Annotated in this window: 2 protein-coding genes; both read right to left on the bottom strand. The window is 49.5% G+C overall.

What is annotated here, in order from left to right; all coding sequences use genetic code 11:
* Nucleotides 1-80: 80 nt before the first annotated feature.
* Nucleotides 81-10,088 (bottom strand): SDR family NAD(P)-dependent oxidoreductase, encoded by a 10,008-nt coding sequence (locus NST33_RS12740; RefSeq protein ID WP_339308079.1) that lies wholly within the window; start codon nucleotides 10,086-10,088, stop codon nucleotides 81-83.
* Entirely contained in the window at nucleotides 10,085-21,766 is an 11,682-nt protein-coding gene (locus tag NST33_RS12735) for an SDR family NAD(P)-dependent oxidoreductase (RefSeq protein WP_339308077.1), read from the bottom strand. The genes NST33_RS12740 and NST33_RS12735 overlap by 4 nt, the downstream gene beginning before the upstream one ends.
* Between the last annotated feature and the right edge of the window lie 5 nt (nucleotides 21,767-21,771).

Here is a 21,771-nt window from a genome sequence, read left to right as displayed (position 1 = left end):
ATTCATTGGAAACATTTATGTTCTGCTGCTCTCCCGTACCGTGCAAAACGGTTCATGCACCCTGTCAACACATCGTTCTGTTAACCATTCAGGGATGCAACTTTGTTCAAGTTCAGCTCTTGCATAAAAAGAGGTCTGGTCGTTCTGACAAGCCCCAGTTGATCCAGTGATCCTGTCAAAAGGATTTCCAGTGCTTTCATCGCTTCAGCTACTTCAATAGAACCGATACCGGCATTGCTCATAAGGGTGTTGTATTCTTCCGAGGCTACACTTCCCACACTTCCCCAATAACCCCAATTGATGACTTTGACATCATAGGAACGCTCCATTGCAAGCTGATGAGCAAACGCATCCTTGAAGGTGCAGCCAGCCGCATAATTGCTTTGCCCAGGAGACCTGGTAAACGAATTAAAGGATGAGAAAAACAGCATGAAATCGAGGTCATCCTGTCCAAATACCTGAGCCATGCGTGCACTTACAGCGACTTTTGCAGATAAGACAGCTTGAAAACGATCCTCCTCCATATTGGCGATACTCTGATCCTGCAATACAATCGCAGAATGAATTACACCATGAATAAGGGGATGTCTTCGCTTGATCTGTTCATAGGCCTTCTGGAGGGAATCTGCATTTGTCGCATCTGCCACAATGTACTCGGGAGCACTGCCCAGGGACTCCAAACGTTCTATACAACGTTGAATGCTTGAATCAGGTTCCCTGCGCCCGATCCAGATAATACGTGCATTGTACTGCCGGATCATGTATTCGCTCCACACCTGTCCAATGCCACCTGCCCCACCAATGACCACATATACTCCCTCTTGGCGATAAGCATCCTTAATTGCATGTTCATTGTGCACATTTACCGGGATCAACTCCTGGCGTAACCACTCGTTATCCCTATACAGATAGGCGTTTCCTTGCCCATTCCAAGGTAGTTCTTGCATTTGGGTCTCCGCCCATTCAACCTCATGCTCCAGATCGAGCAGTTTTATGCTCCACCGGGAGTATTCTTTGGCCAAAGAGCCCGCAAAACCATGAATGCTTGCATGGGTAGGATTAATTTCATCCATTGGAGAGGATGGGATCGCATTTGTCGTAATGAGGGTCAATCTCAAGCTTCGATTACCGTATCCAAGCTCTAGTAGACTCTTGATCATTCTGAACAGCTGAAGAACCCCCTGCTCCTGTCCCTCAACAATCGAATCATCTGCCATGCAAACATTACCGGGGGAAGGAGCGTGCCATATAATGTGATCCAGAATGGCAAACTCCGACAGGCTGTCCTTCCAACCAAGTACGCTGTTATGGGGCAACATATGCATTGCGCCCGGATATAGTTTCAGAGCTTGCTTATGACTTGTATCGTTGTCACTAATGATGAGCACCTTGTTACCAACGGATAGCGGAAGCGCTATCTCCTCCGGCGTAAATACACTCCATATGGGTGTCATCAGAACATGTCCAACAGGAGGTATCCCCCCGGTCGTCAACGGATTTTGAAATAAAAGAAGCTTATCCGCTGTGGGAGCTTTACATGCCAATTCTGTCATCCGAATGCATAACTTTCCGTCCGGACTATACATCTCAATCTGAAACTTGATCAGCCCCTGTGCCCCAGAAGAGTGATCCATCTGTTGGACACGCACCCACATCTCTTCTGTGCAAGGATACAGGAGTTCCAACTGATCTAGTGTAAACGGCAGTGGCACTGAATCAGGACTTCGGCCCCCCTCCACATGTTGCTTCAGCAAAAGACCCATGGAGGCCTGGAACGCCGCATCAAGCAAATATGGATTCATTACATATTGCTCTGTATGTCCGACTGCCGGAGACAACCGCAACTGTGCCCAAACCTGATGATCCTGGATGAACAGCTGTGTAAGTCCCTGAAAGGCGGACCCGTAGGATAGACCCAATCCGTCAAACAAGGAATAACACTCCTTACCTGCTAGGACACGTTCTGCCTTCTCAACCAGCCAAGGTTTGTTTCCGTTTGGTTGAACGGATGCCTGTATTCCCCCCAGCAGAACGGAACCCTTGCAATGTGTTCGTTTGAGTTGCTCAGATCCATGAGTGAAGCTATAGATCTCAAAACCTACGATTCCATCATTCTGCTGTTTAAGTTCGATGAGAACATCAACCGGCTGATCCACCTGTAGAGGTGTCATCCATGTGACTTTCTGAATACACCGTACCTGCAACGAATCATCGAAAAGTCCAACAGCTTGCTGAACCGCCGCTCTGGCCATTTCCAGATAGGCTGTACCCGGAAGCCATTTCTCTCCATGGACCTGATGATGGGCCAAAATCGTTTCCTCGCCCGTAAACGTACTGGCATATCGTTGCAAACCAAAGCTGGATGTATTGCAATGTACGAGCGGATGTAAAATAGGTACGCTTGTATGTTGTATTACTTTGCTCCTCTGTTCTCTTGAGACAAGGGGTTCAGGTACCCAGTAACGTTCAGCTGCAAACGGATACGCCGGCAGACTGACTGGGCGCGGGTGCTGCTGTCTGTTGTCCCCGTATAGCTCCATCCACTGAATCACTGCCCCTCGTGTCCACGCGTCCAGTACATGCTCATAACGACCCTGGGACAGCCAGCGTTTCACATTCTCTTTCATGTCTTCTTCATCGGTTAACCAACCCGGATGCTCCTGCCCTTGCTTCACATGCCCCTGATAGTACAAGCTTCCTTTGCCTGCTGGTTCCCTCTGACCCACCTGTTCCACATAGCTGTCCAGCTTGGCAAGCAGCTCCTCCATCGTTTGCGCCAGCACACCCAGCCGTGCCTCCATTGCTTCACGTCCGGTTTGCAGTGTATAGGCGATCTCCCTCACTTTCCAGCTGCTCTGCCCGGTACGGAGTGCATCTCGCAACTGACGGGCCTGCACGACCAGCCGTTCCTCGTTCTTCGCTGACAGCACGATCATCCCTGGCACTTCATTTTGCTCGTTTTGCTCATTCATCTTTTCACGCGTCAGGTCGGGTTCCCGGTATTCCTCCAAAATGAGATGAGCATTCGCTCCACCTGCACCAAACGAGGAAATCCCCGCCCGTCGCGGCACAATCTGACCGCCCACTCTCGGACGTTCCCAAACGTCTAACTCCCGCTGGACCGTGAATGGGGTTTGGCTAAAGTCAATATGCGGGTTGGTCTGCTGCACATGCAGGGACGGCGCCAGCTCTCCATGCTGTAATTGCAGCAGCACCTTGGTGACTCCCGCGATGCCTGCTGCGCTCTCTGCATGTCCTATATTGGATTTCGCTGAACCAATCGCACAGTAGGCCTCTTCCGACGGATCTTGCTGAAAAGCTTTACTCAGCCCCGCAATCTCGATGGGATCACCGAGCGACGTACCCGTGCCATGGGCTTCCACATAACTGATCGTCCGCGGGTCAACGCCCGCCTCACGCAAGGCCCGGCCGATGACGTCCGCCTGGGCGTTGGGATTCGGCACGGTATATCCGTTTGTTTTTCCACCGTGATTCAAGGCCGACCCTTTGATCACGCCGTAAATCCGGTCCCCGTCTGCAACGGCTCGTGCAAGCGGTTTTAACAGGACCGCGCCCACGCCTTCCCCCGGCACATACCCGTCGCCCCCTTCACCAAAGCTCTCACAGCGACCTTTGCTGGACAGGAATCGTCCTTGAGACAACATGATATATTTGTTCGGGTGGACCGACACATTCACCCCGCCTGCGACCGCAACCTGACACTCATTCTGTCTTAAACTCTGGCACGCCAGATGAATGGAAGTCAGCGAAGATGAACACATCGTATCCACCGCCAGACTCGGTCCGCGGAAATCACAGAAATACGACACTCGGTTGGCGATGGACGCCGGATTACCGGAGAGCGCAATTGAGGACTCGGCCCCGTACAGTTGGTATTCTTCGTACATCACGCCCACGTACACACCCACGATGTCGGTAGCCAAACGCTCCCGCGTATACCCCGCATCCTCAATCGTCTCGTACACACACTGCATGAACAATCGTTCCTGCGGATCCATCATCTCAGCTTCCCGAGGAGAAATCTGGAAGAACAACGGATCGAATTCGTCCACACCGTCCAGAAATCCGCCCCAGCGTCCATAGGTCTTGCCCGGTGTGCCCGGCTCTGAATCATATACCTGCTCCTGATCCCAGCGTTCAGATGGAATCTCGGTAATGCTGTCCGTTCCACTGCGCAGATTCTCCCAAAACTCATGGATGTTCCGTGCTCCCGGGTACCTTCCCGCCACACCAATAATGGCGATATCCTGCTGCGTATCGACAGGTGTGTCCTGTCTGGAGACATTAGTCTGTGATTCATTCATCCGTGGTGCATTCGTTTGAGTCTGTCCAAAAGTTAGATAGGGCGATCTGGTCTCTCCAGGGATGGATAAGACAGATTGCACTAAGGTCTGCTGTACTTTGACATGCTTGGCTTCCAAAGGTATGGATGCTGCATCTGAAGTTGTGTCGGGATCTCCCTCCCTTAGCAACCTGTCCAGTTTTTCGCCTTGCTCCTGTAGAAAGTAACTGCTCAAATCCCCGATCGTCTGGTATTCAAAAAATAATGTTTTGGGCAGTGGTCCAAATAAACTTTCCAGTTTGTTTGTCATCTGCATGATCAGGATTGAATCGATTCCATACTGCTCCAGAGGTGCATTCGCTCGAACGCGAGACTCGGGCAGTCCAATAACTTCGGCAAGAGTTTGGATCAAAAATTGAACCGTTCGTTTGGGTTTGTCAGCTGCCTGTGATCGGTTTGATTCCCCCACAGGAGAATTTATTTCTTTCATCGTTTCCAGTCTTTCGCTCTCACCATTGTAAGCCAGGAATCCCTGTTGGTTTTTGGAATGTAGAAGCCTCCTGATCCGGGTCATATCACCCGACAAAACAGCAATCTGTCCAGCTTCTGTTGCCAAAGCCCGATAGAAGGCCTGTATGCCGCTTGACGTTTCCATTCCCGCCAAACCGTAACGATGGAACATCCTTTGCTGAACGGTTTCAGGTATCGTCATACCCCCTTCAGTCCACAGCGGCCAGTTTATGGACAAGGTCCGCCCGTACCGCTCACCCTTCTGCACTCGCTGGTGCCGTTCAGATGCAAAAGAATCCATAAAAGCGTTGGCTGCCGCATAGTCGGCTTGTCCAGGGTTGCCAAACATCGCGGCAACAGCCGAACAAACGATGAACAGATCCAGTTTCTCCTCCCGAGTGGCTTCGTCCAAATGAACAATACCGGACACCTTCGGTGCAAAAACGTTGCGAAAATCGTCCTCTCTTTTAGCAAAAATGGGGTCATCCTGTATAATTCCTGCACAATGAATGATCCCGTTCAACTTACCAAACTCCATCTTGAATGAACTCACTAATTCTTGCACGGTCTGTCGATCCGAAATATCCCCTTGTCTGTAAAGAAGGTTTATTCCTTTCTCACGTAAAGCATCCAATGGCTTCCGAATGGTAGACAAGGATGCTCTCCCTACAGCAACAATGGTGCAGGAGGGTGCATGAAGCGCTATTTCTTCAGCCATGATAATCCCGAGAGCACCTGCTCCCCCGGTAATAACGTAGACCCCTTCGGGTTTCCATGGGATGTCGAATGCACTTTCAAATGGATCATGTTCAATCATTTTCCAGTCCTGAACATGACGAAGCCCAACACCTGATTGCCCTGGTGTACTCTTATAACGGATTAAACCATGCTCTGGGTAGTCCCGATTATCTACGAGCATGTTTGCCAGCATCTCCGATTCCGTTTCATTCAAAATCTCAATAACCTGACCATGAAAGAATGGATTCTCCAGTTCGGCCGTTCTTAACATAGCGGCAATTCCGCGATACAACGACAACTCGCCAGGAATGACAATTTGCAGCCATTTTTCATCGTTAACATGGGGCACTGCCTGCATCAGAAGAAGCCGGATCTCTTCAAGCACCTGCAAAGCGCCGTTGGTAAATAATTTGTCCCAAGACTGGTTGAAATCCGTTGACGGAATACGTACACTTTGAATGGAAAATCGCTGTAAATATTTCTCGATTCCTGGATAACTGTGATTGCTATCTTCGAATAAAAGCACCACATGATTGTCCACGGTTAAGGTCTCATTCCCGGAAACACCTCCGGCAAATGTGTCAACAGGTGCCACTCTCCAATAGGGTTCAGCCAGCAAAGTCCCTTCATCCCCATGCTGCTCTACCTGTCTAGAAAGCTCGCGGAACGTCAGCCCCTTGATTCGAAGGACAAGCTGTTCCTTATCGTCATATCCATCAATATCAACCTTTTTCGTTTCAACTAGAGCGTCATTCGGAGTACAGACGCGAACATGCGACCACATTAATGATGCACTGTTTCCCCGTATCTCCACTTGCTCCATGGCAAACGGAACCGGTGTTGTAACAGGTGGACCTCCTGCTGCCACCAACAGAAGTCCAATGGATGCCTGTAGGACACTATCTGTAAGACCAGGGTGAAGCTGACCTCCGCCATATTCATGGGAAAACTCTCCTGCAAGGCTCAGTTTGGCAAGCGCCTGATTGGTCCCGATGTACAACTCTTCAATTCCCTGATAATAATCCCCGTATTGCAGATCCATTTGTTTAAACTGGTTGTAACAACCTTCTCTTGTATAAAACCCTTCGGTGCATTGGGCTCTGATCTGTGTCAGATCTGTCTGTCCAACTTCCTGCGGCTCCATCATTGCCGCTTGCCCAAGACAGTGAACAACAGTCTCTTCCGCACCTTGGCTCTGTATCCGAAACTCGATTGCTCCCCGTTCAAGCGGATGAAGCAAGACGTCAACCTGAACAGGCTCTTTGTTCACCTGTAGTGGTCCATACCAGCCGATATGGCTCAGACTTATCCATGTCTGTTCTAGATCATCATGCGTATGAGCCATTTCCACTGCAGCACGAGCCATCTCCAGATAGGCTGCACCCGGAAATACACTTTCCCCTTGCACAATATGATCCTTCAGGAAAAGCTCTTCGCCATCAAAGGTGGAACTGAATTGGAGGGCAGCCCAATTCGAAGTATTACGATGCAGCAAAGGATGAAGCAACTGGTTTGAGTCCTCTATGCTCTGGTTAGCATGTTGTTGGATCGTATGATCATTTGTTGGTGGGTGACCAGCATCAATCCAGTACTTATCCTTGGCAAACGGATACACGGGCAGTGAGATTCGTCCTGCGGGCGCATGCTTAAACAACAATTCAAAATCAAGATGATATCCCTGCATATATAAGCTTGCTGCTGCTGCTAATTTTTCCGTAAATTCAGCCGAATTCGGTGATTCCGAACAATGCTGCAAACATTCATTTCCATAACGCATTAATGAAGACTGCGGGCGAAGTGTATGTGACAGTTCCACCACCTGAACTTCTGCTGCGGCTCCCTTTTCAAGCCACTTCTCCAATATTCTGATCAACTCTTGCTCATTACGGACAACACAGCTCAATCGGGAGTTCAGATGTTTTCGTCCCATGAGCAATGTATAACTCATATCCCAGCAGCTCACATCGGATTGTTCTTTGCAGAAGCTAACCAGTTGCTTGACTTGAACTTCCAATTGTTCCTGTGACTGAGCCGATAAAACAATCAGGTTCCCGGGACGATTGACCTTCTGACTTCCCATAACAGGTGCTTGTTCAATGACCATATGCGCATTCGTTCCACTGAAGCCAAAAGCGCTGATTGCGGCCATCCTTTTAACACCTGGCGGTGTGATCCAATCGATTGTCTCTGTATTGATGTAAAAAGGACTGCTTGCAAACGGAATGTGTTCGTTGCCTTCCTGAAAATGAAGGGAAGCTGGAATTTTTGCATGTTTTAAGGAAAGTAAAATTTTGATCAGTCCAGCCACACCGGCAGCGGCCGCAGCATGTCCAATATTCGTTTTGATTGAACCAAGAGCACAGTAATTTTCCTCCTCGGTGTATGACCGGAACGCTTTCACAAGCGCACTGTATTCAATGGGATCTCCCAATTTAGTTCCCGTTCCATGGGCTTCAACCAGTTGGATATTTCCAGGATGGATGTCAAAACGATTGTAGACCTCACTCATGAGTTGCTCCTGAGACTTCGCACTCGGCGCGGTGAGCCCGTTTGAGGCTCCATCCTGGTTAATGGCTGTACCGCGAATAACCCCATGGATGTTGTCCCTGTCACGCAAAGCGTCACTTAAACGCTTCAGCACTACAACTCCTGCACCTTCTCCAGGCACAAATCCGTCTGCCCGCTGGTCGAAAGTATGACATTTTCCTGTCGTTGAGAGCATGCCGGCCCGGTTGGATGCAATGAAAAAACCTGGGGTGGACTGTATAAAGACTCCTCCGGCAAGCGCCATTTCCGTCTCTCCAGACCATAATCCCTGACAAGCCAGATGAACTGATACGAGTGAGCTTGAACATGCCGTATCCACTGCAATAGCAGGGCCCTGCAAATTCAGATAATATGCAATTCGAGCAGGAATGACTGAACCCGAGTTGCCCCAGAATGCCTGCGGAACAGGATTCGGTCCAAGCAGTGTCCGGTAATCAAGCTCATTAAATCCCGCGTATACACCACACTTCAGCCCGGCAACTGCCTGCCCTGCATATCCAGCATCCTCCAGCGCCTTCCAACATTCCTCAAGAAAAATTCGCTGATGCGGGTCCATATGAGCAGCTTCCGTACCTGAAATGTTAAAAAATTGAGGATCAAATTCATCTATGTTTTCCAAAAATCCACCATGGCTGCAATAGGAAGTATCCTTTTCAAAATAAGATGATAGATCCCAACGCGTAACTCTCTCGACCAGATCCTTTCCTATGACTAAATTCCCCCATAAGGAATGAATATCATCTGACTGCGGAAATCGCCCGCTCATCCCAACAATAGCGATATCTCCCCGCTCCACCTTTAAAGGACTATAAGACTCTGGGAACACAAAATGCTGGTCATGATTGTGTTCGGATGAACCTTCTGTTTTGTATGCATGCGGGGCAGCAGCTTCAGAGCTCAACTCCACCGGATCTACAGATTTGGAAGTCTTTTCGATGGTTTGCACAAGGCCGTCCCTATACTTTTCAACGATATGGTTGGATAACAACTCAATGGAGCTATAATCAAACAGGCTGGAGACCTGCAAAGATATGGATAACGCCTCGTTGATCGACTGAATAAGCCGTACGCCTGTAATGGAGTCCACACCATATTCGGAGAAGGGTTCCTCTGAATCAATCATGGTGGTGTTCACTTTAAGCGAAGCAGACAGCATATCTGTAACGATCTCTCTTACATGTGCTTTCAATGTGGTTGCTGAAGTGCTCTCCAAACCAAGAGATGACTTGCTCGGCTTCTTTTCTTGCAGTTCAGGACGGCTTCCTGGAGAGAACGAATCATTGGACTGTAATTCAGACCGTGCCTGATTGGATGATCCAACTGGAGTAACTTCCGCGTCGATCTGCCTTACTATGCCGTCACTGTATGCCACAATGACCTGCTGCCCTTCCTCGTGCCAATCTTGTGCAGGAAATTCGATAGAATGAAAACCCGCTTCCAGTAACAGCTGTTCCCATACATGAGGTGCTACTCCGGGAGAATCGGTTAGACGAAGCTCGGGGTCCTCATACAGCCACCATCCATCCAACAAACCAAAGGTAAGGTGAGTAAAAAGGGAATTGCTGCTAATCTCGTTAATTAACAGCATTCCGCCTTGTTTTAGCAGAGCCTTCACATTACGCAGTGTTGTCCGCAAATCGGGAGTTGCGTGCAGCACATTGGCTGCGATGACCACATCATAGGCACCGGTGTCTATCTGTTGGGCAGACGGAGCATAACGAACATCAAACATACGATAATTCAGGAATGACCTGCCTGCTCCATACTTCTGTTCACCATGCAAAAGGAATGCTTGGGATACATCCGTATATGCATACTCTTGAATATGTTGTTCCACCGGTTTCAGTCTGTGCAAAACGGCTGCGCTTGTTCCTCCGGTTCCCGCCCCAATCTCCATCATGCGGAGAGCAGAGCTGTCCAACTGGATTTTATGCTGCACATAATGTAGTGCTGTTTCAGCAAGCACTTCGTTATAACGGTTTATTTTCACGTGTATATCCCCCCGACCAATTCCATAGAGGAATCAGGAAACATAATCTCGGTTGCTAGGCATTTTCCGCCGATAATATCTGGCAGCGCCTTCAGCATCGTTTCAACCAATCTGATTTGTGATTCCGCGCCGTGGTGTTTGATCCATCCGGGTTTGTTATGCTCCCATTCCTGCCAAGCCGTTTCGGCTTTCGGCTCGTCGTAATTGCATACCCTGTAACCAAAATCGGTTTTCATCAGATAGCCGTAACGGACTAGCGCGGTCAAACTTCCTCTGATCCAATGCGCATAGGTGTCCGACAAATTCTGTGTTAATTCAGCCAGAGTACCAGAGCTAACATCGGATTCAAACCAACCGGAGGCTTGCAGCTGCACCCACATCAGTTTTGCAAGCAAAGGCTCCATCTCTTGGAGCAAATGGCTTGTATTCTTGTCTGGGTGAGAGGTATGCACGAGGTCACGAGTCACTGGCCTGCTTGCCTTTAGAGGCTGATCCGACATATAGACTTGTACAGATTTTTGCATATTGATTCCAGGAATCAAATTTGTTTTTGTTTTTAACAAGGCAGCCTGTGTAAGATCTATGCTCATGAGCATCTCCAAGGCTTCCATCGCTTCTGGCGCCTCAATTGAACTCACACCCATCCGGTTCATGCGTTCCCTGTATTCCAATGAAGCCACACGGCCTACACTCCCCCAGAAACCCCAGTTCATAATTTTGACCGGACATGTCCAGGATTGTCGCAACCAATGCGCAAACGAATCTTTAAACATACAGCCCGCCGAGTAATTGCTCTGGCCTGGTTGTCTGGTAAAAGAGTTCATAGATGAGAAAAACAGGACAAAGTCCAGATTTTCTTTCGCAAATATGTTTGCCATCACAACACTTACATCCAGTTTGGCGACAAATACATGTTGAAACTGTTCCTCTGTCATCTGCTCCAGACTGCCATCTTGCAAAACAATTGCTGAATGCACAATACCATTTATGGTCTTGAACCGGCTTTTGATCGTTTCATACGCACTCATTAATTCCTCTTCACTGGCTGCATTGGCCGAAATATATTCGGGAGCAGCCCCCAGAGCTGACAAACGATTCTGTTTATTCCGTATCTCGTCGTTGTATTCACTTCTCCCGATCCATATCACTCTCGCCTGATAGGTCCGAATCATATATTCACTCCATACTTCTCCGATCCCGCCTGCCCCGCCAATGACAACATATATTCCACCATAACGATAATTGTTGTTGTCCTGAGGGGCATTGCTCTCCAGGCGAACAAGTTCCTGACTGTACCAGCGGTTGTTTCGATGGACCTGGAGATCCCCTTTACTTTTCGGTTCCAGTGAGAGCGCTCCACGAATGGAACGTTCATTGATGTTACCAGCTTGCAAATCCACAAGACGCACAGACCATTGTGGAAACTCCTGCGCCATTGAGCTGGCAAGACCATGAACTCCGGCATCCGCAGGATTAACCCGGTCGCTAGACCATACGGATTGTGTCTGACAGGTTAAGAATGACCATTCCAACGGACGATGACCATATCCCAATTGAATCATGGCTTTAATGATTCGAAACACATTTTTCACGCCCATATTCTGTGCCAATATCATATGATTCAGTGACGTTGGAGGGAGAGACATATGATTGGATAACCAAATGATATGATCAATCGTATCGACCTTTTTCAAGGCATTCATCAGACTGACGGGATCTACAGCAGTTTCCGCATCCATACGGATTGATTTTGCATGGATCTGATGAACCATCTCCCATTGCTCCGTTGTACCTCCAATGACCAGCCATCGTTTATATCCAGGATTGAATTCGGACTTTTCAGTCTTTTCGACTACTTCCCATATTGGGGTCAGCATAAGATTATGGTCCGATGGCTCCGATGGGGTTGCAAGAGGAGGTTCCTCCTGCTTAACTTTTGATTCACTTATCGTGTTGCCCTGAGATTGCTGCGGGATCCAGTATCTTTCTCTTGCAAATGGATAGGTCGGTAGGGCGATCCGTTGGGGTTTACCCTCAGCAACATATAATGTATTCCAGTCCAGGTTCAGACCCTGCACCCATAAATCCAGTAATTTCTCATGCTGGCCCTTCTGAATCCACCGGTTCACCATTTCTTCCATATCCTCATCCCGACTAAGGATGGAAAGCATCTCTTTACCCTTTTTCACATGACCGGTATAAAAAACCATTTGCGAAGCTTGTGTTTCCAGATTGTTTGCCTGTTCAACATACTCTTTTAGTTTCGCAATGAGTTCCTCTATGGACACCGCCAGCAAGCCCAGACGCTCTTCCATCGATTCACGTCCAACTTGCAAAGTATAGGACAGGTTCCTCATATCCGAATCCACATATATTCCGGTGTATAACGCTTCAAGTAAGTCTTTGGCCTTTGCCAAGAGTCGTTCCTGATTTCTTGCGGACAACACAACGATAACAGGAGATTTAGGGTGATCTTTGCCAACTGTTATCTGTTCCGAGTACATACCTGTCTGGGTATACTCTTCAATGATGATATGTGCATTGGCACCCCCAGCTCCAAATGAAGATACGCCTGCACGTCTTGGGATCTGCACTCCATCTATTTCCGGACGCTTCCATGGTTCGAGCAACTTCTGAACCACAAATGGACTCTGGGTAAAATCAATGTTTGGATTGGTCTCTTCCGCGTGCAAGGATGGCGCGAGTTCCCCATGCTGCAGCTGCAGCAACACTTTGGTTACCGCAGCAATGCCTGCTGCGCTCTCGCAGTGACCAATGTTGGATTTGGCTGAACCGATGGCACACTTGAAGTTGGATTGGACCGTCCGCTGAAATGCTTTTGTTAAACCGGCCACTTCAATAGGGTCCCCGAGCGAGGTTCCTGTTCCATGCGCCTCCACGTAACTGATCGTTCGCGGATCGATACCTGCTTCAAGCAGGGCGTCACGGATAACCTCAGCCTGTGCGTTGGGATTTGGCACGGTGTATCCATTGGTTTTCCCCCCGTGATTCAGCGCCGATCCTTTGATCACACCGTAAATCCGGTCCCCATCCGCTATGGCTCTCGCCAACGGTTTCAACAGAACCGCGCCGACACCTTCACCCGGAACATAGCCGTCCCCACCTTGGCCAAAGCTCTCACACCGTCCTTTGCTGGACAGAAAATTCCCTTGAGACAAAAGAATATATTTGTTGGGATGAACCGACACATTCACACCGCCAGCTACAGCTACCTGGCACTCGTTCTGTCTCAGGCTTTGACAGGCCAAATGAATGGATGTTAATGACGACGAACACATTGTATCCACGGCCATGCTTGGTCCGCGAAAATTACAGAAATACGAAACCCGATTGGCAATGGAAGAAGGATTACCGTTGAATGCCATGGAATTCTGGGACCCATAGAGCTGATACTCCTCATACATCACACCTACATAGACGCCCACTTTCTCCGTGCTCAAGCTTTGTCTTGTGTATCCCGAATCTTCCAGTGTTTCATATACACACTGCAAAAAAAGTCGTTCTTGAGGGTCCATTGTTTCGGCTTCACGAGGAGATACCTTGAAAAACAACGGATCAAACTCATCCACACCATCCAAAAAACCACCCCAACGGCCATAAGTTTTGCCTGGAATTCCTGGCTCTGGGTTATACACCTGCCCGTGATCCCAACGTTCAGATGGAATCTCGGTAATACTGTCCATACCACTACGCAGGTTATGCCAGAATTCACCGATATTACGGGCACCAGGATATCTGCCCGCCATTCCGATAATGGCAATATCCTGATGCTGATTATTCTTGCCCTTTTCACCACCAGAAGGTGAGTCCATATGAATGGCAAGGTCCGGGTCCGTTTTTTTCAAAATAGGTTCGGCTTCGGGTTCGAATGGGGTTCCTGTCAGCAGCGTTCGTTTCGACATCACGGCGTGTGTTGGTGCGTGTGTTTGGGAGTCCGACACATTCTGTAAAATCGCTAGCACATTCTTCTGTGTCATTCCGGCTGGTTTCATCCCTCGTTGCTGAAGCAGCTTATCCAAACGAACCTGATGAATGTTCATAAAGTAATGACTTAGTTCCCTCAGGGTCTGATATTCAAAGAACAGCGTTTTGGACAGAGACCCCAATTCATTCTCCAATACGTCCGTCATCTTCATAATGAGCAGCGAATCGATACCATACTGCTCCAGCGGGACATCTGGCTCAATCCTTGATTCTGGCAAGCCAATCACGGGAGCCAATGTTTTAATTAACCAAAGGATGGTTTGATCCTCAAGATTGCCTTCAAGTCCAGCAACCTCTTCCGTATCCTCGATACTCACAGATATATCTGCTGTTGAACTCTTGGAAAGGTTTAATTGACCCACGAACTGCTCAGCGGTTGCGTGGAGGCTCATTTGTTCCAACAGTGTCTCTGCAGAAATATCCCATCCATGCCGAGTTAGCAGTCTGCGGGAAAGTTCACTCCATTGCACCGGGTCCAAACCATATTCGCTCCAGTCCATGTCCGGGTCCACGTCCTGCTCCCCTACGTTCAACAAAGCGGCCACTTCCAACGTGAGCACAGATACAGCTTCCTGTTGGGTCATGCCTCCCGCCAGAGGGGCTCCAAGCTTGATGGATAACGATTCCGGCGAAGGCGCTTGCCTATCTGCGTCTGCGTTTGCTGGCTCGATCGATTCAGTTAACCCCGAATCTACCGGCTCCAGCAGGCTTCTTCGCAGCACCGACAGCTTGCCTTCCGCCACCAATACCTGGCTGCCTCCACTCGCCCAGGCCTGATACAACGCCTTTACTCCCGACGCGGTTCCCAGCGGTCTCAGTCCATGCTGTTTCCACAGACGCTGCTTCCCCTCTTCCTCCAGCTGCATTCCGCCTTCTTCCCACAACGGCCAGTTGATGGATAAGGTTCTCCCTTGACACTCCCCGCGTTTCATCCGCGCATTTCGGCTCACCGCATACGCATCCATATACCCATTGGCGGCGGCATAATCACCCTGCCCTGCATTCCCCGTCACCGCTGCACCCGAGGAGAACAGCAACAGCACATCCAGCGCTTCGGTCCCGATCGCTTCTTCCAGATTCCGTATGCCGACTACTTTCGGAGCCAGCACGGCCTGCCAGTCGGATTCCGTTTTGTATCGCATCAGACTGTCCCGGATTTCTCCGGCACAATGCAGCACCCCGTTCACCTGGCCATACTGCTGACGGATACGCCCGAACAGTCCGTGGACCGCCTCCCGATCGGTGACGTCCACTGCTTCATAAAGCACCTGGGCAGGGAGCTGCGCCATCTCTCGCTGTACCGCCTCTGGCATCGCCGGGGATCGGCCAGTCAATATAAGCGTACTGCCTTCCGTTTGGGCTGAAATCTCCCGGGCCCAGATCCGTCCCAGGCCACCGGCTCCGCCTGTAATGACGTACACGCCTCCGTCTCTCCAAGGGGACAACAGTGGGAAGCCGCTCTTCCGCTTTGTCTTCACCTCTGTCTCTGCATTCCCATTCGTCATCTCATCCATATCCACATTTGTATCCATGTCCACGTCGACCACCTGCCAGCCCGCTCGCTTCAGCTCACCCGCTTCCCAACGCAGATGGCTCTCCTCCGCATGGAGCGCACACTGGTGCAACTGCTCGGTCAATATGGCGGCCGATGTCTCTGGCTGGACTTCGACAAGCTGTGCCAGACAGCCCGGATGCTCCAGTCGCACCGTCCGCAGCAGCCCGCTCAGGCCGGCGAACCGTCTTCCTTGTTCATCTCCCGCCACGACGACCTGCACAGCCATCCGGTGGCTTCGCTGCATCGCAAGCTGCTGCTGCACATGGTGCAGAATGGCCTGAACAGCCTGTCCGTATCGCGCCTCCAACGACCCCGTTAACACCATCTGCTTCCAGGACACATCCGCAGCCGCGAAGTCTTGCGGGGCCCAATCACACAGCAGCACCGCGGGTTCAACCCCCACAGCTTCAGCCGGTAGGGAGCGCTTCGGCAGCTCCTGCCACTCGGGCTGCACCAGCAGCACACCTTCCCGGCTTTCGGGTACACGCGAGGTCACGCCCCGCAGTCGAATGCAAACCTGTCCCTCTGAATCGCACAGCTCCAGATCCAGTTTACGGACGCTAGCCTCAGCGGAAGATGCCGCAGACTCGGGGCGAACACGCACCACCGCCCACATGTGCGCCTGGCAAGGGGATATCACTTCCGCCTCCTCCAGTGCAAAAGGCAACGGAGCGGAGGCGGGCGGGTTCCCATGTCGTTCTGTTGTGCTCGCAAGGGCCGTGCTCTCCAAGCTTACTGCCCCCTCCTGAGTAGTGGATCTCAGCACTTCCGCGATCTGATCTCCGGCCAGCAGGGCGATGGATGCTTGCAAGGCCCCATCCACCATACCGGGATGCAGCACAGTATCCGCTTGCCCTTCGAAGAGCGCTTGTGGCAGACGCAACTGCGCCAAGGCCTCGTTTGCCCCCCATTGCAATTCGGCAATGGTCTGATGGGACGGACCGTACTCCAGACCCAGTTTTCGGAATGCTTCATAACAAACTGCTCCACTGGCCTGTCCCTCTGTACACCGGCTGCGCACAGCCTGCAAATCCAAGGTTTGCACGGCTTCTACGAGAGGTCTTCCCACACTTACACGCCCTTGACTATACACCGCTTCTCCAGATTCAATTGCAGACTCATTTGCTGGCGCTGCCGAAACTCCATAGGACAGGCTTCCATCTGCCTCGGCCTCAAGCACGAGATGAACCTCCAGAGGCTCCTCTCCAACAACGAGCGGCCTGCTCCACATTACATGCCGCAGCAGCAGACTGTGTGTGAGCGGAGGCCAATTCGCTGCATGCGCCGCTGCTGCCCGGGCCATCTCCAGCTGAACAACAGCTGGAAGCAGCTTGTGCCCCTGTACAACATGATCGCTTAGGAAAGGCTCATTTCCATTGAACTGACTACTGTACCACTGGCCCCGCAGCAGATCCGAACGGTTGTGGTGCAGCATGGAGTGCAGAACTGTAACCTTTTTGCCGAAACCTGCAGTCCCGCTCTCCCTTTTTGCATGGACCATGGGGACCCAATAGCGTTCTCTTTGAAATGAATAGGTAGGGAGACTGATTCGAGTAGGCCTGCTGTCCTTCTGGTACATGCTGTTCCAATCAATGGTTATTCCTTTGGCCCATACTTCAGCGATTGAAGCCATCTTTCTTTTGTTCATCCATATTTCGATTGCTGTCCGAATGTCTTCATCTGATTGAAACAGTTCTGTGATCGCATCTTCTTGAAGCCTGACTTCTCCCTCATAACCAGCCCGACTGTTCAAAGATCCAATCCGCTGGCCTTGGTCTTTGCTTTGCACATACTCTGTACATTTCCTTCTCAGCTCTTCAAGAGAACTGACAACAAAGGCAACCCTGTATCGCATATGCTCTCTGCCCACCTGCAGCGTGTATGCCAGATTGGATAGCTTGATTCCCCGTGTGGCGGCGGAATTTTGATGTTCCTTACTGGTGGAGAGATAATTCATCATGTCGCGCACATGATCAAGCAGACTTGTTTGACTTTTGGCAGATAACGGAACAATGACTGGAAGCTCGGACTCCAAATCTGAACTGGAATTTACTGCTGTTGGTGCATATTCTTCAACAATCAAATGGGCGTTACTGCCGTTTGCTCCGAAGGAGCTAATACCCGCTCGCAAAGGATGGGTTTCTGGAGTGTTACGATCTGCCTTCATAGTTCTCCAGTCCTTTCCTTCCCTCTCCACATAAAAAGGAGTGTTCTGAAAAGGAATGTACGGATTCAGACGTTCCGCATGTAAGGAAGGAAAAATCCGATTGTGTTTCATCTGTAACAGTACCTTGGTTAACGCAGCCACACCCGCAGCCGCTTCCAAATGCCCGATATTGGACTTCAGTGAACCAATTGCACAACTCTGTTCCGGCAGTGACCAGTCCGCCAATGCTTTATTCAGTCCCTGTACCTCGATCGGATCTCCGAGGGACGTTCCTGTGCCGTGTGTCTCAAAATAACTGACCGTTCGAGGATCAACCCCTGAACGTTTGAATGCATGTTTAATAACTTCCGACTGTGCTGTTGAGTCTGGTACCGTTGGGCCTGATGTTTTTCCTCCATGATTGATTGCAGACCCTTTAATAACACCATAGATGGAATAACCTTGCTCTTCGGCATGACTCAGACTGGTCAGCAACACCGTTCCTGCTCCCTCACCCGGCACATATCCGTCTCCGCCCTCTCCGAAACTGCGGCATCGTCCATCGGATGATAATAGCTGTGCCTCTTTCAAAAACATGTATCGATGTGGATGCGTAATGACGTTGACTCCGCCAGCAAGAGCATACTCACATTCCTCATTTCGAATGCTTTCGCAGGCCAGATGAATGGCCGTTAGTGCGGAGGAACACATGGTATCTACCGCAAGAGAAGGACCATGGAAATTCATGCAATACGATACCATGTTTGCAACGGACGCTGCACTGATCCCCAAGGATGTAGGTACACCGCGATCTGTCAATTCCGATGCAAACAGCTCATAATGATTCCAGAATACGCCGGCAAATACACCTACACTCCGGGTACCTGTTGAAGCATCCTGGTGCTGACTGCGTTCAACGCGAAATCCCGCATCTTCACAGGCTTCCCATGCCGTCTCCAGAAAAAGTCTTGCCTGGGGGTCCATCATCTCCGCCTGACGGGGAGATAAATTAAAAAATAGTGGATCGAACTCATCAATCTTATCGATGAATCCCCCAAACTGATAATATGATTCCGGCGTATACGAAAACCGCCCCTGTTCCCAACGATCTCTGGGAAAACCTGTAATGCAATCCTTACCTGATAACAGATTGGCAGCAAATTCATCCACATTCCGAGCCATCGGATAGCGGCCAGCCACACCAATAATGGCTATATCTTCTGTATGCATTTCCGATGGTCTCTTTTCTTTTCGAGAAACCTCATGATTTAAAACTTTTGCTGCAGAAGGGCCCTCCACATGGATAGTAGTTTGTGCAAAACTTCGGATAAACGAAGGTTTACCATACATCACAACAGTCTGCGTTGATGCATTCATCATAAGCGAATCGAACAGTTGCATTCCTTCGTCTTGAGGCAGCGGGGCCAATCCCGTTTTGACTTCCAACTGCTGCTGGTAAACTGGATCGATCGACATGCCTCCATTCGCCCATAGAGGCCAATTAATTGAAAGGGTTCTGCCTGATCGCTGTCCTGCCACAACCTGTTGCTGACGCCGCTCTGCAAACCGATCCATAAAAGCGTTACCACAAGCATAATCTGCTTGTCCCATATTCCCGAGCACAGCCGATAGTGAAGAGAATAAAATAAAAAAGTCCAGTGGTTGATCACGAGTATATTCATCCAGGTACCAAAGTCCGCTCACTTTAGGGCCTAGCACTTCCGAAATATTCTCTTTTGTTTTCTGTAAAATGAATTGGTCCCGGGTAACTCCTGCACAATGTATGATTCCCCGAATAACTCCCAGACTGGTCCGAATCTGCTGGATGACATGACTCGTCTGCTCGCTATGCGTTAGATCTGCCTGAAAATAATGAACATCCGCTCCCAGACTCTTCAACTCCGATATCTTATCGGACTCTTTTTTGCCAAGAGAAGAACGCCCCACCAGCGCCAATGTAACCCTCCCTTGCTCAGCCAAATGGCGACCTACCATCAAGCCTAATCCACCCAATCCACCAGTAATCAGATAAACACCATCTTTTGCAACATACTGGCTTTTCTGCAGCATCGGTATCGGCTTCTCACGGTATTTTTTCACCATCCGCACACGAGATTTTCCGGTGTAACACACTTCACTGACTCCCGAGGAATGTGTTACTCGCTCTTTCTCCAACCAGTCCGCCCATTGGGTTCTTGTAACGTTATGAATATCATTCACCGTGATGATCTGTCCATGTAGATGAGGGTTCTCTGCATGAGCTGTTCTTAAAAGGGCTCCCATCGCGCCTGAAAAATCAGTGCCCGTTCCTGACGGACCAATTATTTGAATATGGGTCTCCGCTTTGGGAAACTGCTGCATGTAATTCTGAAGCCAGACTATACTTTGCTCGCACATTTGTTCAAATGACTGTGGCATGGTACGTTCACTGGTTAGTGTGACAACCTCTGATTGCGGAAAACATTCCTTGATCATTTGATCATGTCCAATTGCCTGCTCGCAAAGAATAACAACGTGGCTCCGCACTGTGTTTGAGGTGTTACGCATATGCAGCGTGACCTCTTCCCAGAAGGGTTCGAGCATGACAGATGAGTAATCATCACTCTTTCCCCGATCATGATTGAGTTCTGAAGTTTTGATGCTTGCCTTGCTGGCCGAAGCTTTGCTCTCCGTGTACTGATTTTCAGTAAATGCCTCAGGCCAATGTTGGTGCAGGTATGCAGCAAGAGACTTAATATTGGAATATTCAAATAACAGCGTGGGGTAAAGCTGCTCCTTCACTTTGTTCTCCAGCGTCCTTGAAAGGTTGATAAGCTGCAAGGAATCCAGTCCCATCTGATAAAATCCCAGTTCTGTGTCCAAATTCGCTTCAGATGTTCCAAGCACTTTGCCTATCTCTACCTTTAAATAGTCCGCAACCTGCTTCGTGTTCCCTTCTGGAACACCTCTTCGCTGATTCGATAGTTCGGATGTATCATCTATGATGACAGGTGAATCTTGTATATTGACCTTTGTGGCCAGCTCTGGTACAGATGAATCCTCTGAACCTGAGCCTGCTACCCCATTTGGATTCTGATGTACTTCGGCCCATTGCTGTATCAAATGAGGATTACGAATACGTTTAGCGGTTAAACGCTCAAATTCAACCAAGGACTTGCCAGCAGAATCAACCACTCTAATATCTGTAGAAATCAGATCTGGTGATGAGACAGAATTATCGTTTATCAATGGTCGAGCGAGCGAGTACACACCAATGGTGTCAGGTAACGGACCATAAATACAGAAGCGTTCAATCATAAAAGGAATATAGGGAGTCTGATCATCAAACATCCCCTGTGCTTTTTCCTTTAAACGAAATGAGGAGCCCGCAAAAGTTGCCCCATCCAAAAAAGCTGCATGTGCATAAAATTCATTGGAGTAAACGGAAGCCTGCTCACTGAGATTCAGACACATAAGCTCCTGATTCTCATATTGGTAGACGACCCCTGAAGTTTGCATAAATGGCCCATGCTCGATGTTGACCTGCCTCGCCAATTGATAAACCTCATCCATGCTCCACTGATCTCGGGATTGAGTTTTCAGATCCTGAATATGGATCACGGGTGGATTAAACTCAGGATCAACAAGAAACATCGTACATTGCATATGTTGTTCTTCACTGCCCTGATCGATGGTACCATTCATCACTTTGTTGCTTGTAATGGTTACCCTCCATTGCAACTCTGAAGGTACAGGTGAGAACGTCACAGCAATCTCGCGATCAAATTGCTCTGATGTCACAATGGGCGTTGTAAACAAAATCTGCCGCAATTCGACAGAGTGTGTCTCCAAATATAAAGCCGACAAACGATAGATCATATCCAGTAGGGTGACCCCGGGTAACGTACAAATTCCGTGTACACGATGATCCTGAACGATGGCGTTGCTGTGGCTTAAACGTTGCACGTATGTTTCTTGATTGCGACCTATCAACGACA

Origin of the sequence: Paenibacillus sp. FSL L8-0435 (assembly GCF_037965655.1) — a bacterium.
Taxonomy (GTDB): domain Bacteria; phylum Bacillota; class Bacilli; order Paenibacillales; family Paenibacillaceae; genus Paenibacillus.
Note: the sequence above shows the minus strand (reverse complement) of the source record. Positions and strands in the feature narration are given on the sequence as shown.